Here is a 15,551-nt window from a genome sequence, read left to right on the forward strand (position 1 = left end):
AGGGCCGCACTTTTCATGTTTGCCGCTCAGAACGCCCACTCGCGCGCCTTGGCGACCACAAACTCCCGGAAGGCCGCGATGCGCTTCGATGTCTTCAGCTCGGCCGGATAGACCAGATAGGTGTTGAAGGCTGGCACATCCGCCTCGTCCAGCACCTTCTCCAGGTCCGGCTCGTCTGAAGCCAGATAATCCGGAAGCACCGCCAGCCCCATGCCGCGCTTCACCACGCGCTTGATGCCATCCATGCTATTGATGCGCATGATGGGCTTGCGTGGCGTCTGTCCCTCGCGGCCGGCCGTCTCCAGCCAGTTGATGCCGCGACGCGGGAAGGGGATGCCGCCGTAGGTGATGATCGCGTGGTTGTCGAGGTCGGCAAGCGTCTGTGGCGCGCCGTGCTCTTCAAGGTAATCCTTCGAGCCATAGACATGGAAATGCACGGTGAACAGCCTGCGCAGGATGAGATCTTTCTGCGTCGGCGCGTGCAGCCAAATGCCAACATCGGCCTCGCGCTTGCTGAGGTCGAGTTCTTCGTCACGCAGCAGAAGCTGGACCTGGATTTTCGGATATCGCTCGATGAACTCGCGCAGCCGAGGCGCCAGCCAAGTCGCGCCAAGGCCCGCTGGCGTGGTGATGCGCAACTCGCCGCTCGGCTCGGCCAGCGTGTCGGCCAGCATCGACTCCACCGAGTTCAGCTTGACCAGCACATCCTCGGCGGTCTGGCGCAGCAATTCGCCCTGTTCGGTCAGCGACAGGCCGCGCGCATGGCGGTGGAACAACGGCGCGCCCAGCTCCTGCTCCAACGCACTCACCTGGCGGCTGACGGCGGATTGGCTCAGATGCAGGGCCTCTGCGGCGTGGGTGAAACTCCCGGCCTCCGCGGCGGCGTGAAATATCCTTAGTTTGTCCCAGTCCATTGGGCGATCCAGTCCGGCGGGACCGCCTTGTCAGCAAAGCCCCTTGAAGATCCTGATTACTCGGCGGCTTGTGCGGGTGCCTCCATTGCGGCCAGGTCCCGCTCGGCCTCCAACGCCGCCATGCAGCCCTGGCCCGCGGCCGTCACGGCCTGGCGATAAATATCGTCGGTCACGTCGCCGGCTGCATACACACCCGGCACGCTGGTGCGCGTGGAGTCCGGGGCGGTAATGATGTAGCCGCCTTCCTTCATGTCGAGCTGGCCCTTGAACAGGCCGGTCGCCGGGTCATGGCCGATTGCGATGAAGACGCCGTCCACGGCGATCTCGTGCGCGTTGTCAGTCTTGACGTTGCGCAGCCGCGCGCCCGTCACGCTCGGCAGGTTGTCCTCGCCCAGAATCTCCTCCAGGACCGTGTCCCAGATGACCTCGATCTTGGGGTTGTTGAACAGTCGGGTCTGCAGGGTCTTGTCCGCGCGCAGCGCGTCGCGGCGATGAATCAGCGTGACCTTGCTGGCAAAATTGGTGAGGAAAAGCGCCTCTTCCACGGCGGTGTTGCCGCCGCCGACCACCATCACCTCCTTGCCGCGATAGAAGAAGCCGTCGCAGGTGGCACAGGCCGACACGCCATAGCCCATGAACTTCTCTTCCGACGGCAGGCCGAGCCACCGCGCCTGCGCGCCCGTGGCGATGATGAGCGCATCGGCGGTGTAGGTCGTGCCGCTGTCGCCCTTCAGCCAGAATGGCCGGCGCGTCACGTCCACCTCGATGATGTGATCGGTGACGATCTCCGTCCCGACATTTTCGGCCTGCGCTTGCATCTGCTCCATGAGCCAGGGGCCCTGGATCGGGTCGGCGAAGCCGGGGTAGTTCTCGACATCGGTGGTGATGGTGAGCTGCCCGCCCGGCTGGATGCCCTGGATGAGCACCGGCCCCAGCATGGCGCGCGCGGCATATATCGCGGCAGTGTAGCCGGCAGGGCCAGAGCCGAGAATGATGAGCTTTTCGTGGCGATCGGACATCGGCTTGCCTGTATCTCGCTTATCGGCGCGTTTTTTCGCGGTGCCGAAATGGGATCCCTCCGCTGCAGAAATAGGGCGCGGCGCAGGCCGGGTCAATGCGACGCGGAGCTTGTCCACGCGTGGGCGGCGCTTCAAGCCGGCGCGAAGCGTGCTTGCGCACGGCGGGCGATCTCCTCGGCAATGCGTTCGGCGGAGTGGATCGGAGCGTAGTGCCAGGTCTCCAGCGCGTCCAGTCGGTAGGGCAGGGCGCGGGTCGCGCCGGTCTTTTCGAGCGCACTGTGAAAGGCGTGGAACTTCGGCCGGCCTCCCTCCGGCATGAATACATGGACCGGGCGTCCGGTCGCGCAGGCTTCGCCGGTCATGTTGACGCTGTCGGCTGTCACGACGAAGGCGTCGGCGCCGGCAAGGAAATAGGGGTAGGGGTTCTCGCCTGTGCCGTCCCAGACGATGCGTGGGGCGCTGGCGGTCGCATCGCGGACGGCGTTGCGCAGGGCAGGCGGCGTGCGCCGCGAGGGCGTGATAAGAAAGCTCGCGCCGAGGCCGGCCATCTGGCGGAGCGCGCCTGAGAGCCGTTGGATTGCCGCGTCCGTGAACGCGAACCCGCCTCCGCACCCGCCGAGCAGGACTGCCACCCGCGGGCTGGGGAGATCAGCGATCTCTCCCGGCAATGCCGCACGCAGCGCCGCAAGGCGCTCTGGGGAGAAACCGTGGGGTGATGTCACGGTCGTGATGACATCCTCGCCGCGCCGCGCGTCGTGCGCCGGAACCCAGACGAGATCGGCGGCGTCTGGCACGCGCGGGTCCATGAAGGCCACGGTGAAGCTGCGGCTCCGGGCTGCACGGTGGATCGCCCGCAGATAGGGGATGGTTGCGCGCCCGGCCGCAAAGACATACTGCGGCCAGGGCTGCCCGGCGTCAGGGCGCAGCCTGCGCAGGTCCGGCGGGGCCGGGCCACGCGGCGCCATCCATCGCCAGGGCGGGGGCGGCGCGACCTCGATGATACGCGCCTGGAGCCCCATCGCGGTGGCAACCCCGGTTGTCATCGCCAGATGCCCGGCCTTGCCGTCCGACAGGATCCAGATTGAGCCTTCTGATCCGCGCTGCGTCACAAACGCCCTCTACACAACTTTGTTGCTTGAATTCTCACCGGAGCATTCCAATGGTATCGCGCAGGCGACATGATATAACCGCGAGCGGCCTTAAGACAGCGAGATTGGATTGGCTTCGTGACGACATTCAGACTTGACGAAACTGACTGGCGCATCCTGCGCGAGCTTCAGGCCAACGGCCGCATTACCAATGTGGAACTTGCCCGCAGGGTGGGAATTTCCGCGCCCCCTTGTCTGCGGCGGATGCGCGCGCTGGAGGAGTCCGGCATCATCGAGGGCTATCACGCGCTTATCAGCCAGAAGGCGCTGGACTACGAGGTCTGCGCGTTCGCAATGGTCGGGCTCTCCGGGCAGTCGGAGCAGGACCTGCGTACATTCGAGGAGCAGGTGCGTTCCTGGGACATCGTGCGCGAATGCCACATGCTGTCCGGCGAGATCGACTTCATCCTGAAATGCGTTGCGCGCGACCTTGAAGCATTTCAGGACTTCATCATCAACGATCTGACGGCGGCGAAGAACGTCGACAGCGTCAAGACGTCTCTGGTCATCCGCCGGTCAAAATACGAACTCGGTCCGCCGCTGCCGGCGGTTGCGGAACAGTCTTGAAACGCCACCTTCGCTAATGTGTTTCCGACACGATGCGCGCCGATCCCTCGCGTCTTGAGAGGCCCATGACTGGTACCGCGCCCTCCGCTGACCGCCGCCGGGTTCTTTTGAGCCTGCCGAACGTGCTGACCTATCTGCGGTTGGCCGCCGTGCCGGCGCTGGTGGCGGCACTGTTCTTTCTCGAAGGCGATATCGCGAACTGGACGGCGCTGGGCGTGTTCGCCTTTGCCGGCGTGACGGATTTTCTCGACGGCTATATCGCCCGGGCGTGGCAGCAGCAATCCGCACTCGGACGGATGCTTGACCCCATTGCCGACAAGCTGCTGGTGGGCGCGGCTCTCCTCATGCTGGTGGAGACCGGCGCAATTTCCGGGTGGTCGATCTGGGCCGCAGTGATTATCCTGTCCCGGGAAATTCTGGTGTCGGGCCTGCGGGAATTCCTGGCCGGTTTGCAGGTCACGGTCGCCGTCAGCGCAGTTGCCAAGTGGAAGACAACGGTGCAGATGGTGGCGCTGTGCTTCCTGCTGGCCGGCGGAGCCGGTGACGACCTGTGCGGCGGCTGCGCCTCGGCGATCGGGCTGAGTCTGCTGTGGGTCGCTGCGCTTGTGACGCTGTACACCGGTTTCGATTACTTCCGCGCCGGCCTCAAACACGTGATGGATCAGGACAGATGATGACCAAGGTGCTGTATTTCGCCTGGATGCGCGAGAAGACGGGAATAGGGGAGGAACAGATCGAGCTTCCGGAGGGCGTGGAAACGATCGCGGACCTGATCGCGTGGCAGAAGCAGCGCGGGCCGGAATTCGCCGCCGCTTTCGAGCGCGACGATGTTATCCGCGCGGCGATCGATCAGGAGCATGTCGCCCATGATGCGCCGGTGCGCGGGGCGCGCGAGATCGCCTTTTTTCCGCCGGTGACGGGCGGCTAGGGGAGGCACGCATGATTCGGGTGCAGCGCGAGGATTTCGACATCGGCGCCGAGATCGACAAGGTCCGGGCTGGGCGCACGGATATCGGCGCCATCGTCGCCTTCACCGGCACGGTGCGCGAGACCAAGGGCGAGCGTGTCGCCGCGATGACGCTGGAGCACTACCCCGGCATGACCGAGCGCGAATTGGAGCGCATCGAGGCCGAAGCGCGCGAGCGCTGGCCAATCACCGAGTGCACCATCATCCACCGCTATGGGCGGCTGGAGCCGGGCGACAACATCGTGCTGGTCGTCACGGCGTCAGCGCATCGGCAGGCCGCGTTCGAGGCGGCCGAATTCCTGATGGACTATCTCAAGACGAGCGCGCCGTTCTGGAAGAGCGAGGAGACACCGGACGGCCCGCGCTGGGTCGAGGCGCGCGAAACCGACGATGCGGCCGCGCGCCGCTGGGCGGGCGAATAGGCTCGCGCTTTAGCCAGCCTGCGCCAGAGCCTCGGCCGGGCGCACCAGCGCCGAATAATCTGCCATCAGCGTGCGCGTCACCTCGCCGACATGGAAGCTGTACGGCCCGATCTCGCCGACCGGGGTCACCTCGGCGGCGGTGCCGGTGAGGAAGCACTCCTCGAAGCCTTCCATCTCCTCGGGCATGATGACGCGCTCCACGATCTCGATACCGCGCTTGCGCGCGAGGTCCATGACCGTGCGGCGCGTGATGCCGTCGAGGAAGCAGTCGGGTGTGGGGGTGTGCAGCACACCATCTTTCAGGAAGAAAATGTTGGCGCCTGTGGCCTCAGCGACACGCCCGCGCCAGTCGAGCATCAGCGCATCGGCATAGCCTGCCGCTTCCGCCTTATGCTTCTCCAGCGTGCAGATCATGTAGAGGCCGGACGCCTTGGACTTGGCCGGCGCGGTGCGCGGGTCGGGCCGGCAGTATTCAGCCATCGCGAGTCGGATCCCGGTCTCCATCGCGGCCGGGTCGAAATACTTTCCCCAATCCCAAGCCGCGATGGCGACGTTGATCCTCGTCTGTTGCGCGGAAACACCCATCTGCTCGCTGCCGCGCCACGCGACCGGGCGGACATAAGCGTCCACCAGGTCGTTCGCCTTCAGCACATCGCGGCAGGCCTGATCGATTTCTTCGACGCTGTACGGAAGTTCGAAGCCGAGAACGCGCGCTGATTCGGCCAGGCGCTCGCTATGCTCGGTGAGCTTGAAAATCTCGCCGTTGTAGGCCCGTTCCCCCTCGAACACGCAACTGGCATAGTGCAGGCCGTGGCTCAGTACGTGCAGCTTCGCGTCGCCCCACGGAATGAGCTCGCCATTCATCCAGATAGCGCCGTCGCGCTGATCGTACGGAACGAGTGCCATTGTTCTTCTCCCGAGCGTTTGCCGCGTTTCGCTCCCGAAATCGGCTTGACTCCCGGCTGCAGCGGGACAACACATGATGCCCGTCGCAGACCGGGATTCCGGCCTTTTCGTTGCCTGATGACGAGCGCCCCGTGGCGTGAGCGTATCACGCCAAGCCTTTGCCGATTAAGCCGTTTAGATATTGCGGCAAATGGCGCGAGTCCATCGGAAAAATGTCAAAAACGATTGCTGTACGTAGCAATCCGTTCAATATATGTCAACATGGCTGACATAACGCCCGATACCGAACTCGAGCGGCCCGAGAGTGCCGCCGCAAAGCAGAGCCCGGAGAGCGCGCGGGAGGCCGCGCCGCCCGATCCGCAGAGCCTGCGAATCATCGAGCTGCTGTTCTTTGCCTATCGCGACTTCACCGCCGATGCCGACGCAATCCTCGCCGAGCTCGGGTTTGGACGAGCACACCACCGGGCGCTGCACTTCATCTGCCGGCATCCGGGCATTAGAGTCGCCAATCTCCTCGAAATCCTCAAAATTACCAAACAAAGTCTCGCACGCGTGCTGAAGGATCTGCGCGACCGCGGTTTCATCACCCAGATGCGTGGCGAGACCGACCGGCGTGAGCGTTTGCTCTATCCGCGTCAGGATGGCCAGACGCTGATCGCCCGACTCGCCGGGCGTCAGAGCGAGCGGATCAACGCCGCGCTGCGCGCTTCGGGGGCAGACGCGCCGGAGACGGTGGCGGAGTTCCTGTTCACGATGATCCGCGCGGAAGAGCGCGAGGACATCGCGAGACTTATTGCCACGGGGGATGGGCTGGATCCGAACGGGGAGGAAGGTCAATGACTGCTGCGAGCGTTGAGGAAAAGCCGATTGAACCGCCGGCCGATACTGCGCCGCATCTGCTGGTGGTGGATGATGACCGGCGCATCCGCGACCTGTTGGCGCGCTACCTGCGCGAGAACGGCTTTCGCGTGACAGTGAGCGCGGATGCGGGCGAGGCGCGCAACGCGCTGCGCGGCCTGGCTTTCGATCTGATTATCCTCGACATCATGATGCCGGGTGAATCCGGCCTGTCGCTGGCCGAGACGCTACGCGCAGAATCGGACGTCCCAATCCTCATGCTTACAGCGCGCTCCGAGCCGGAAAGCCGCGTCGAGGGGCTTGAGCTCGGCGTCGACGACTACATGGCCAAGCCCTTTGACCCGCGCGAACTCCTGCTTCGCCTGCAGAACATCCTGCGTCGGCGTACGCCGCAGGATGAGACACCGGACGAGATCCGCTTCGGCGATTGCGTTTTCAATGTCCTTCGCGGCGACCTGACGCGCGGCGGCGAGCTCGTGAAGCTCACCGATCGCGAGCGGGAACTGCTGCGCCAGTTTGCCCGCGCTCCCGGCGAGACGATCGCGCGTCATGAGTTGCTCGGTGATGACGCGCACGGCACGGACCGGGCCATCGACGTGCAAATCAACCGCCTGCGCCGCAAGATCGAAGTGGACCCCGCCAACCCGGTGCATCTGCAGACCGTCAGGGGCCGCGGCTATGTCCTTTACGTGGATTGAGCGGCCGAAAACGCTGGTCTCGCAAGTCGCCAGCCGGAAACGCGACGCGCTCGGGCGGTTGTGGCGCGGTTTCGTCGCCATGCACCGGCGCAACATGGCGTGGCTGGGCTGGGCTGCGGAGAAGCTCTGGCGCGGCTTCCTCGCGATGCACCACCACAATGTCGCGTGGCTGCGGCAGTGGCGGGTGTTTCGCGTGCTGTTCGATGCGCTTGCACGGTTCCATGATGCTACCGCGCATGCGCTTGGCCGCATCCTGCCGAAAGGGCTTTATGCCCGCGCGCTGCTCATCATCATCGTCCCGATCGTGATTCTCCAGTCGGTGCTCGCCTTCGTCTTCATGGAGCGGCACTGGCAGCAGGTCACGCGCCAGCTCTCCATCGCCACCACCAACGAGATCGCTACGCTCATCTCGGTCTATGAGCAATATCCGCACGACGACGATTACGAGACACTGACCGACATTGCGCGGGAGAGGCTTGGGCTGATCGCGCGAATCCTGCCGGACGAAAACCTTCCCGAAGCAAGGCCCAAGCCATTTTTCGACCTGCTCGACCGGACGCTGTCACGAGAAATCCGCCGACGCATCCGCCGTCCATTCTGGATCGATACGGTCGGCAAGTCCCGGTATGTCGAAATCCGGATCAAGCTCGACGACGCGGTCTTGCAGGTCTTGGCGCGGCGCAACCAGACCTACGCCTCGAACTCGCACATCTTCCTGCTGTGGATGGTCGGGACATCGCTGGTCCTGCTCATCGTTGCGGTCCTTTTCCTGCGAAACCAGATCCGCCCCGTACTGAACCTCGCTGAAGCGGCGCAGAGGTTCGGTCGTGGGCAGCCCGCGCCGGAAGACTTCAAGGTACGCGGCGCGCGCGAAGTACGCTTGGCGGCGCAGTCCTTCATCGAGATGCGCGACCGGATCGAGCGGCACGTGGAGCAGCGCACAACCATGCTCGCCGGGGTCAGTCACGACCTGCGTACGGTTCTGACGCGCTTTCGCCTGCAGCTCGCCATGCTCGGCGATCGCCCCGAGGCGGAAAGCCTGAGCGCGGATATCGATGAAATGCAGCAGATGCTGGAGGACTATCTGGCGTTTGCAAAGGGCGATGCGGGGGAAGAGCCGGTCGAGTTCGATCTGGTCGAGGTGCTGGAGGAGGTCGCCGAGACGGCGGGCGGCGGCGTGACGCCGGTCACGCTGGAGGCCCCGGAGACGCTCGATCTCGTCGCGCGGCGCAACGCCATCAAGCGCGCCGTGCTCAATCTGGCCGCGAATGCGACACGGTTTGCGGAGACGGTGCGGCTCACGGCGCGCCGCAACCCGCGCACGATAACGGTTGATGTCGAGGATGACGGCCCGGGCATTCCGCTGGAGCAGCGCGAGGAGGTGTTCCGCCCGTTTTTCGGCCTCGACGATTCCCGCAACCAGAACGTCAAGAGCACGGGCCTCGGCCTTTCGATCGCGCGGGATATCGTGCGCGGTCACGGCGGTGACATCACGCTGGGCCACAGTCCGCTCGGCGGGTTGAAGGCGACTATCAGGCTGCCGGTCGAGTAGGGCGGGGCGATGGAAAAAGAGTGGGCAGCGGCCCCGCGCATTGAGCGCCAGGGTGAGGACAATCGGCTGATCCTGGGCGATGGCCGGGTCATCGGGTTTCGCGAATACGGCGCTGCGGACGGTCTGCCGATGCTGTGCTTCCACGGCACGCCGGGCTCGCGCTTCATGTTCGGCATCGCCGACGAGTTTGCGCGCCACAAGGGTCTGCGTCTGATCGCTCCGGAGCGCGCGGGCTTCGGGCTGTCCAGCTTCGCCAAGGCGCGCCCCCTGGCGCGGAGCGCGGATGAAATGGCCGCGCTGTGTGATGCCCTCGGCATCGAGCGCGTGGCGGTGGCGGGCGTGTCGGGCGGCGCCCCGTTCGCGGTCGCTTTCGCCGCAGCGCGGCCGGAGCGGGTGGCCGCGATGGGTCTTGTATCGCCCATCGGACCTTTCGCCGGGCCGGAGAGTCCGAAGCGTATCGGGCCGGCGCATCGGCTGACCTTCCGCGTTCTTCCCGGTGTCCCGCTGCTTTATCGCGTCCTGTTCAGTTTTGGCCGTGCCGGCTTCCTGTTGGTACCTGATGCGATGGCCGCGCTTCTCATCAGCCGCAGCGCGCCGTCGGATTGGCGCATCCTGTCGGAAAAGCGCGTCCGCAAGAACCTGCTGCGCGGTCTGCGCGAGGGCGTGCGCCCGGGCATCGGCGGAGCCGTGGAGGAGCTGCGGTGTTTTTCGCGGCCATGGAACCTGGCGTTCGAGAACATCACTGCCCCGACCATTCTCTGGCAGGGGCTTTCAGACCGTAACGTCCCCGTCTCGGCTGCGTTGCGGCTAGGCGAGTTGATCCCCGGCTGCGATGTTCAGCGCATCGAAGGCGCGGGCCATTATTGGATTCTGCGCAACTACGGCCATGTCTTGGAAAGCGTGACGCGCCTGGCGCGCGAGGCCGCATAGGCGCGGCGCGCCGGCTTTGCTACGCTAAATCCTCGTCCCGCCCGCACGCGGCAACCCAGCAGGCAGCGCCCCCTCATGATCCCCATTCGCGATTCGATCGTCGTCCGCACCACGCCCAGCGTCGTTTATGCGCTCATCATCGCGAATGTGGTCGTGTTCCTGTTCCAGATCTCGATGACGGGGCTGGTAGGCCAGAAATTCATCTATGAATACGCGCTTGTGCCGCTGCGCTATTCCAACCCGGTCTGGGCGCAATATCAGGGTCTGTCACCGAACGACTACTTTCCCTTCATCAGCAGCTTCTTCATGCATGGCGGGTTCCTGCACATCCTGCTGAACATGTGGACGCTGTATATCTTCGGCAGCTCCGTTGAGAGCCGCTACGGGTCGGTTGCCTTCTTCATATTCTACATCCTCTGCGGGATCGCGGCGAACATCGCGCATTTCTACTTCAACCAGAATTCACCCGTCCCGGTGCTTGGGGCGTCCGGGGCCGTGGCCGGCGTGATGGGCGCTTATGCGGCGACCTTCCCGCGCGCTCGGCTCATCATGCTGTTCCCGATCGTGTTCATTCCGCTATTTTTCGAGCTGCCCGCGCTGTCCTTCGTTGTGTTGTGGTTCGGGCTGCAAGTGCTTCAGGGTGCGGTGGAGATGTTCCGGCCCAGCATGGGCGGCGGTATCGCCTGGTGGGCGCATATCGGGGGCTTCGTCGCCGGCATGGTGCTGTTGCCGCTGCTCTGGCTCGGCGGGATCGGCCGCAAGGGCACGGTCTATGACGCGCGGCGCGGCAAGCGTTATCGCATGACGACCGGGCGTAGACGCTGGCGCGTGCCAAACTCCGGGCAACGTCGCCAGGCGGGGACGGAAGGCAACGGCGAGGGCCCCGACCAGACCAACTCGGATACGCGGGGGCCATGGGGCGGCGCACCGCCGCGTCCTTGACGGGCGCGCTGCTTCGCGCCGAAATAACGGAAAGCCCAAAGGAAAGCTCTCATGCCCGGAATTGACGAGACCAAGCCTTTCAAATCCGTCCGCATCGCGGTGCTGACCGTTTCCAATACCCGCGAATTGTCGGACGACAAGTCCGGCAGCCTGCTGGCCGACCGCGTGATCGACGCTGGCCACGAACTGGCCGACCGCGCCATCGTGCGCGACGATGTCGAGCAGATCCGCGCGCAGGTTCAGCGCTGGATTTCCAATCCGCAGATCGATGCCGTGATCACCACGGGTGGCACCGGCTTGACCGGGCGGGACGTGACGCCTGAAGCCATCCGACCGCTGTTCGAAAAGGAGATCGACGGCTTTTCCGTCGTCATGCACATGCTCTCCTTCGAGAAAGTCGGAACGTCAACGATCCAGTCGCGCTCGCTGGCCGGCGTAGCGGGCGGCACCTACGTCTTCTGCCTGCCGGGCTCGCCCGGCGCCTGCAAGGACGCCTGGGACGGCATCCTGCAATACCAGCTCGACTACCGGCACAGGCCCTGCAATTTCGTCGAGATCATGCCGCGTCTGAGCGAGCACATCGCCGATGAGCCGGCGAAGTAACATAGCCGTCACAACAAGTTGAGTTTCATCTGGCGCACAGGCGATTAGGTCCTGAGTTGTGACCGACGGGCAGATGCCCGAACCGTCAACGCCAGGAAAGGAAACTCCGATGACGCAATATCCGCGACTGCTTCCAAGAACCGCGGCCCCAGATCTGCGCGTCCCCACAGTCGGCGGCGGCGTGTGGGACCTGAGCCAGCGGCAGGCCGAGCGCTTCATCATGGTGAATGTCTATCGCGGCCTGCATTGCCCGATTTGCTCGAAATATCTGGCCGAGCTGAACCGGTTGGCCGATGACTTCCAGAGCAAGGGCGTCGATACGCTGGTCGTCTCCAACGACCCGCAGGACCGCGCCGAGCGCGCGAAGCAGGAATGGGGGCTGGACAAACTCACTGTCGGCTATGACCTCAGCCTGGAGGAGGCGCGGCGCTGGAACCTGTACATTTCCTCTTCGAACGGCGTGACCTCGATGGGCGTTGAGGAGCCGCGCGAATTCGCCGAGCCGGGCCTGTTCCTGATGAAGCCGGACCGGACGCTCTACTTCATCAGCATCCAGAACATGCCCTTCGCCCGGCCGTCGTGGCGCCAGGTTCTCGGCGCGGTCGATTTCGTTGTCGAGAAGGACTACCCGGCGCGTGGGGAAGTGCCGCTGAGTGCAGCCGCATAGGAGCATGCATGATCGAACTCTATACCGCCGCGACGCCCAATGGGCACAAGGCTTCGGTGACGCTTGAGGAACTGGGCCTGCCGTATGCCGTGCACCCGATCGACCTCGGGGCAGGCGAGCAGAAGCAGGACTGGTTCCTCAAGATCAACCCGAACGGGCGCATCCCGGCAATCGTCGACCGCGGCAACGACAACTTCGCCGTGTTCGAGTCCGGAGCGATCCTTGTGTATCTCGCGGAGAAGACGGGTGAGCTGATGCCTGCCGATGAGAAGGGACGCAGCCGCACCATGCAATGGTTGATGTTCCAGATGGGCGGTGTCGGCCCGATGATGGGCCAAGCCAACGTCTTTCACCGCTACTGGCAGGAGAAGATCCCGCCCGTGATCGCCCGCTACCAGAACGAGAGCCGCCGGCTGCTCGAAGTGCTCGACGGGCGGCTGGCTCAAAGCCGGTATCTGGCCGGCGAGGACTACACCATCGCCGACATTGCCAACTGGTGCTGGGCGCGCACGCATGAGTGGTCCGGCGTATCCGTCGACGGCCTGGACCACCTTCAGCGTTGGCTTGGCGATGTCGCGGACCGGCCAGCCGTGCAGCGCGGTATCTGCGTGCCCAGACGCGAGGAGGCGCTGGAGACTCGCGACCGCGCAAAGACCGAAGAGTTGATACGCGAGGTCCGCGGTTTCCTGCAGCAGTGACATCGCCGCCGGAAGCGGCGCCGCTTCGATTGACTCGCGCGCGAGCCGGCGCGATAACCGCGCGTCGGAAGGATCTGGGCGCCGCTGCTTCCGGGAGAGCGGGTGTGACACGATACGTCTACGTAAATGGCGAATTCGTCGAGGCCGAAAACGCGCGAATTTCGATTTTCGATCGCGGATTTCTGTTTGCCGACGGTGTGTATGAAGTCACCGCCGTGCTGAACGGCCGGATGATCGACTTCGCGCCGCACCTTCAGCGGCTGCGGTCGTCGCTTGCAAAACTGGACATGACGCTTGAGATGGATGACGCGGCGATCGAGGACCTGCATCAAGGCCTTATCACGCGCAACCGGGTCGAGAATGGAGTCGTCTATATCCAGGTCACGCGCGGCGTGGCCGAGCGGGATTTCGCCTATCCGTCTGATGCCGAGCCGACCGTGATCGCGTTCACCCAGCCGCGGGATTATTTCGGCGACCGCAACGCGGAGACCGGGGTGAAGGTCGTTACCACGCCGGACCTGCGCTGGGTGCGCCGCGACATCAAGAGCATCGCGCTGTTGCCCCAGGCGATGGGCAAGCAGGAGGCGAAGAAGCGCGGGGCTTACGAGGCATGGATGGTCGAGGACGGCCTGGTCACGGAAGGCACGTCGTCTTCGGCATTCATCGTGACGCAGGAGGGGGTCATCGTCACCCGCGCGCTTGGCCGGGAAATTCTGCCCGGTCTGACGCGCAGCCGGCTGCTCAGCCTGATCGAGGAGGAAAAGCTGCCCGTTGATCAGCGGCCCTTCAGTGTCGAGGAGGCGGTGGCTGCGCGCGAGGCGTTCCTGACGAGCGCGTCCAGCTTTGTGCTGCCGGTCGTGAGCATCAATGATTATCCCGTGGGCGATGGCGAACCGGGACCAATCGCCCGGCGGCTGCGCGCGCGCTATCTGGATTTCGCCACCCCCGCCTGATGCGGACCGTTTTGTTATTGCCGCGCCGAACGGCCGAGGCCTCCCGGCTACACATGGCGCATGCTCTGAATGGTTTCAGCCGCGCCGAGCCGAGGCGTCGACGCGGCTGACTTGTCTAGACCTAGACGTATTTTTTTCACCCCTTCAGGAGCTTAGCGCCGCAGCGATCTGCGGCCCCATATCTCGACGAGAGCGAGCCGGCCGCCGCCGCGCGTGCGGTACACCAGCTCGATCCGGTCGAGGAATCGACCCCGCGCGCCGCGCAGTTCCAGCACATCCGATTCATCGCCCGCACGGATGCGCCGGTCGATATCGAGATTATCGCGCCGCCCGTTGCCATAGATAACCCGAACGCGGCGGAACTCGACGTCATTGCGCTTCACTCGCAGCAGCAACGCGTCGAACCGGCCGTCGCGCCGCGACAGCTCGATCACGTCGCGGTCGCCGCCCCGGCTGGCCCGCATGATCCCGATCTCGTCCCAGCGCGGCCCTAGCGGGCGGAAGCCCCTGCGCTGGGTTTGCCGGCCCCAGACCTCGACGCGGGCCCGACGCGGGCCGCCGGCATCGCGGTAGACCAGGACGATCCGGTCAATGAAGCGGCCTCTCCGCCCCCGTAGTTCAAGCACATCGGTGTCACCGCGACGCAGGACGTTGGGCAGGTCGAAATCCTGCCGCCGGCCATTGCCGAACACGACACGCACCCGGCGCACGCGCACGGGACTTTGCCGCACCCGCAGCAGGATCGCGTCGAAGCGTCCGTCGCGCCGCGAAAGCTGGATCACGTCGCGGTCACGCTCCCGATTCACACGCTCGACGGACAGGCGTGACCAGTCCGGTCCGAGGTCGCGGAAGTCCGGCCGCCGCTCGGCCTTTCGGCCAAAGACTGCGACGCGGGCGCGACGCGGGCTGCCAATGTCCCGGTAGACCAGGACGATCCGGTCGATGAAGCGGCCGCGGCGTCCCCGCAGTTCAAGTATATCGGTGTCACCGCGACGCAGCACGTTGGGCAGGTCGAAATCCTGCCGCCGGCCATTACCGAACACGACCCGCACCCGGCGGAGCCGGATCGGGCTTTGCCGCACGCGCAGCAGGATCGCGTCGAAGCGTCCGTCGCGCCGCGAAAGCTGGATAACGTCACGGTCGCGCTCGCGATCAACACGCTCGACGGACAAGCGCTCCCAGCGCGGCCCGAGGTCGCGGAAAACCACATCTGGCCGGTCGGGACGACCGCGGACCGGATGGCCGAGGACCACGACGGTCGGCCGCCCGAGAAAGCCAAGCGAGCCATACCGCACCCTCACCGAGCGGATGAATCGCCCGCGACCCTCCAGATCGATCGGGCCGGTCTCGGCGCCGGCCGTGAGCGGGAAGCGGATATCCACCTTCTGCCGGTCGCCATTGCCGAAGGTGATCTCGACGCTCAGCAGCAGGATGTTGCCGCCGCGCACGGCCACCTTGAGCGCATCAAAGCGTCCGGCGCGGCGTCCCGGCACGTCGATTTTAAGGCTCTCGACGCCGGGACGGCTGCGCTGCTCGCCCAGAACTTCCCATTGACCGCGCGGCTGGGCTTGGGCGGTGACGACCGCGGCCATCAGGGCCAGGAAAACGGTCAAAAAACTGATGATGCGGGGCATTCGAATTGCTCCTGGATGGTTGTCCCTCGGCACGGGCGATGGTCGCGGTTTGGAAACCGTCTTTTAACCAACG

The 15,551-nt window shown here is 64.9% G+C and carries 18 protein-coding genes; 13 read left to right on the forward strand and 5 right to left on the reverse strand.

Features of this window, described 5'->3' with window-relative positions:
* Positions 1 to 26: 26 nt before the first annotated feature.
* The 3 genes from BXY53_RS06330 to BXY53_RS06340 form a co-directional block, all read right to left on the reverse strand.
* Positions 27 to 914 (reverse strand): LysR family transcriptional regulator, encoded by an 888-nt coding sequence (locus BXY53_RS06330; RefSeq protein WP_119061010.1) that lies wholly within the window; start codon positions 912 to 914, stop codon positions 27 to 29.
* Between the two features lie 56 nt (positions 915 to 970).
* A complete protein-coding gene (gene trxB / locus BXY53_RS06335) occupies positions 971 to 1,933 on the reverse strand; it encodes a thioredoxin-disulfide reductase (RefSeq protein ID WP_119061011.1) in 963 nt (320 codons plus the stop codon).
* A 131-nt stretch (positions 1,934 to 2,064) separates the two neighbouring features.
* Complete coding sequence (locus BXY53_RS06340) at positions 2,065 to 3,042, reverse strand: mitochondrial fission ELM1 family protein (RefSeq protein ID WP_245410374.1); 978 nt, start codon at positions 3,040 to 3,042, stop codon at positions 2,065 to 2,067.
* Between the two features lie 117 nt (positions 3,043 to 3,159).
* Between BXY53_RS06340 and BXY53_RS06345 the strand changes: the two genes are divergently transcribed.
* The 4 genes from BXY53_RS06345 to moaE all read left to right on the forward strand — a co-directional run bounded on the left by BXY53_RS06345 (position 3,160) and on the right by moaE (position 5,037).
* The gene (locus tag BXY53_RS06345; protein ID WP_119061012.1) at positions 3,160 to 3,648 is read left to right on the forward strand and encodes an Lrp/AsnC family transcriptional regulator; all 489 of its coding nucleotides are present in this window, start codon (positions 3,160 to 3,162) and stop codon (positions 3,646 to 3,648) included.
* A 65-nt stretch (positions 3,649 to 3,713) separates the two neighbouring features.
* Positions 3,714 to 4,322, forward strand: a complete 609-nt coding sequence (gene pgsA, locus BXY53_RS06350) for a CDP-diacylglycerol--glycerol-3-phosphate 3-phosphatidyltransferase (RefSeq protein ID WP_119061013.1) — start codon at positions 3,714 to 3,716, stop codon at positions 4,320 to 4,322.
* Entirely contained in the window at positions 4,319 to 4,576 is a 258-nt protein-coding gene (gene moaD / locus BXY53_RS06355) for a molybdopterin converting factor subunit 1 (protein WP_119061014.1), read from the forward strand. The genes pgsA and moaD overlap by 4 nt, the downstream gene beginning before the upstream one ends.
* A gap of 11 nt (positions 4,577 to 4,587) precedes the next feature.
* Complete coding sequence (gene moaE, locus BXY53_RS06360) at positions 4,588 to 5,037, forward strand: molybdopterin synthase catalytic subunit MoaE (RefSeq protein WP_119061015.1); 450 nt, start codon at positions 4,588 to 4,590, stop codon at positions 5,035 to 5,037.
* Between the two features lie 9 nt (positions 5,038 to 5,046).
* Here the strand turns inward: moaE and BXY53_RS06365 are convergent, their stop codons facing one another.
* The gene (locus tag BXY53_RS06365; RefSeq protein ID WP_119061016.1) at positions 5,047 to 5,943 is read right to left on the reverse strand and encodes a branched-chain amino acid aminotransferase; all 897 of its coding nucleotides are present in this window, start codon (positions 5,941 to 5,943) and stop codon (positions 5,047 to 5,049) included.
* A gap of 261 nt (positions 5,944 to 6,204) precedes the next feature.
* On the opposite strand from BXY53_RS06365, the gene BXY53_RS06370 reads away from it, so the two are divergent.
* The 9 genes from BXY53_RS06370 to BXY53_RS06410 all read left to right on the forward strand — a co-directional run bounded on the left by BXY53_RS06370 (position 6,205) and on the right by BXY53_RS06410 (position 13,844).
* Entirely contained in the window at positions 6,205 to 6,783 is a 579-nt protein-coding gene (locus BXY53_RS06370; protein WP_119061017.1) for a MarR family winged helix-turn-helix transcriptional regulator, read from the forward strand.
* Positions 6,780 to 7,499, forward strand: a complete 720-nt coding sequence (locus BXY53_RS06375; protein WP_119061018.1) for a response regulator — start codon at positions 6,780 to 6,782, stop codon at positions 7,497 to 7,499. Before BXY53_RS06370 ends, BXY53_RS06375 begins: the two co-directional genes overlap by 4 nt.
* Complete coding sequence (locus BXY53_RS06380; RefSeq protein ID WP_245410375.1) at positions 7,480 to 9,051, forward strand: ATP-binding protein; 1,572 nt, start codon at positions 7,480 to 7,482, stop codon at positions 9,049 to 9,051. The genes BXY53_RS06375 and BXY53_RS06380 overlap by 20 nt, the downstream gene beginning before the upstream one ends.
* A gap of 9 nt (positions 9,052 to 9,060) precedes the next feature.
* The gene (locus BXY53_RS06385; RefSeq protein WP_119061019.1) at positions 9,061 to 9,981 is read left to right on the forward strand and encodes an alpha/beta fold hydrolase; all 921 of its coding nucleotides are present in this window, start codon (positions 9,061 to 9,063) and stop codon (positions 9,979 to 9,981) included.
* Positions 9,982 to 10,056: 75 nt separating this feature from the next.
* A complete protein-coding gene (locus tag BXY53_RS06390; RefSeq protein WP_119061020.1) occupies positions 10,057 to 10,923 on the forward strand; it encodes a rhomboid family intramembrane serine protease in 867 nt (288 codons plus the stop codon).
* 51 nt (positions 10,924 to 10,974) lie between these two features.
* Positions 10,975 to 11,526 carry a molybdenum cofactor biosynthesis protein B gene (moaB, locus tag BXY53_RS06395; protein ID WP_119061021.1) on the forward strand — a complete coding sequence of 184 codons (552 nt, stop codon included), beginning with the start codon at positions 10,975 to 10,977 and terminating at the stop codon, positions 11,524 to 11,526.
* Positions 11,527 to 11,635: 109 nt separating this feature from the next.
* Positions 11,636 to 12,193, forward strand: a complete 558-nt coding sequence (locus tag BXY53_RS06400; RefSeq protein ID WP_119061022.1) for a peroxiredoxin-like family protein — start codon at positions 11,636 to 11,638, stop codon at positions 12,191 to 12,193.
* 8 nt (positions 12,194 to 12,201) lie between these two features.
* A complete protein-coding gene (locus BXY53_RS06405) occupies positions 12,202 to 12,891 on the forward strand; it encodes a glutathione S-transferase family protein (protein WP_119061023.1) in 690 nt (229 codons plus the stop codon).
* A 104-nt stretch (positions 12,892 to 12,995) separates the two neighbouring features.
* Positions 12,996 to 13,844 (forward strand): D-amino-acid transaminase, encoded by an 849-nt coding sequence (locus BXY53_RS06410; protein WP_119061024.1) that lies wholly within the window; start codon positions 12,996 to 12,998, stop codon positions 13,842 to 13,844.
* A 152-nt stretch (positions 13,845 to 13,996) separates the two neighbouring features.
* Here BXY53_RS06410 and BXY53_RS06415 read toward each other — a convergent pair whose 3' ends face one another.
* Positions 13,997 to 15,478 carry a hypothetical protein gene (locus BXY53_RS06415; protein WP_119061025.1) on the reverse strand — a complete coding sequence of 494 codons (1,482 nt, stop codon included), beginning with the start codon at positions 15,476 to 15,478 and terminating at the stop codon, positions 13,997 to 13,999.
* Positions 15,479 to 15,551: the final 73 nt, after the last annotated feature.

Origin of the sequence: Dichotomicrobium thermohalophilum, assembly GCF_003550175.1 — a bacterium.
GTDB classification, from domain to species: Bacteria; Pseudomonadota; Alphaproteobacteria; order Rhizobiales; family Rhodomicrobiaceae; genus Dichotomicrobium; species Dichotomicrobium thermohalophilum.

Excerpts from the sequence above, each read along its gene's own strand:
- BXY53_RS06330 (WP_119061010.1), bottom strand. The coding sequence starts at position 914 with ATGGACTGGGACAAACTAAGGATATTTCACGCCGCCGCGGAGGCCGGG.
- trxB (WP_119061011.1), bottom strand. The coding sequence starts at position 1,933 with ATGTCCGATCGCCACGAAAAGCTCATCATTCTCGGCTCTGGCCCTGCC.
- pgsA (WP_119061013.1), top strand. The coding sequence starts at position 3,714 with ATGACTGGTACCGCGCCCTCCGCTGACCGCCGCCGGGTTCTTTTGAGC.
- moaD (WP_119061014.1), top strand. The coding sequence starts at position 4,319 with ATGATGACCAAGGTGCTGTATTTCGCCTGGATGCGCGAGAAGACGGGA.
- moaE (WP_119061015.1), top strand. The coding sequence starts at position 4,588 with ATGATTCGGGTGCAGCGCGAGGATTTCGACATCGGCGCCGAGATCGAC.
- BXY53_RS06365 (WP_119061016.1), bottom strand. The coding sequence starts at position 5,943 with ATGGCACTCGTTCCGTACGATCAGCGCGACGGCGCTATCTGGATGAAT.
- BXY53_RS06370 (WP_119061017.1), top strand. The coding sequence starts at position 6,205 with ATGGCTGACATAACGCCCGATACCGAACTCGAGCGGCCCGAGAGTGCC.
- BXY53_RS06375 (WP_119061018.1), top strand. The coding sequence starts at position 6,780 with ATGACTGCTGCGAGCGTTGAGGAAAAGCCGATTGAACCGCCGGCCGAT.
- BXY53_RS06380 (WP_245410375.1), top strand. The coding sequence starts at position 7,480 with ATGTCCTTTACGTGGATTGAGCGGCCGAAAACGCTGGTCTCGCAAGTC.
- BXY53_RS06385 (WP_119061019.1), top strand. The coding sequence starts at position 9,061 with ATGGAAAAAGAGTGGGCAGCGGCCCCGCGCATTGAGCGCCAGGGTGAG.
- BXY53_RS06390 (WP_119061020.1), top strand. The coding sequence starts at position 10,057 with ATGATCCCCATTCGCGATTCGATCGTCGTCCGCACCACGCCCAGCGTC.
- moaB (WP_119061021.1), top strand. The coding sequence starts at position 10,975 with ATGCCCGGAATTGACGAGACCAAGCCTTTCAAATCCGTCCGCATCGCG.
- BXY53_RS06400 (WP_119061022.1), top strand. The coding sequence starts at position 11,636 with ATGACGCAATATCCGCGACTGCTTCCAAGAACCGCGGCCCCAGATCTG.
- BXY53_RS06405 (WP_119061023.1), top strand. The coding sequence starts at position 12,202 with ATGATCGAACTCTATACCGCCGCGACGCCCAATGGGCACAAGGCTTCG.
- BXY53_RS06415 (WP_119061025.1), bottom strand. The coding sequence starts at position 15,478 with ATGCCCCGCATCATCAGTTTTTTGACCGTTTTCCTGGCCCTGATGGCC.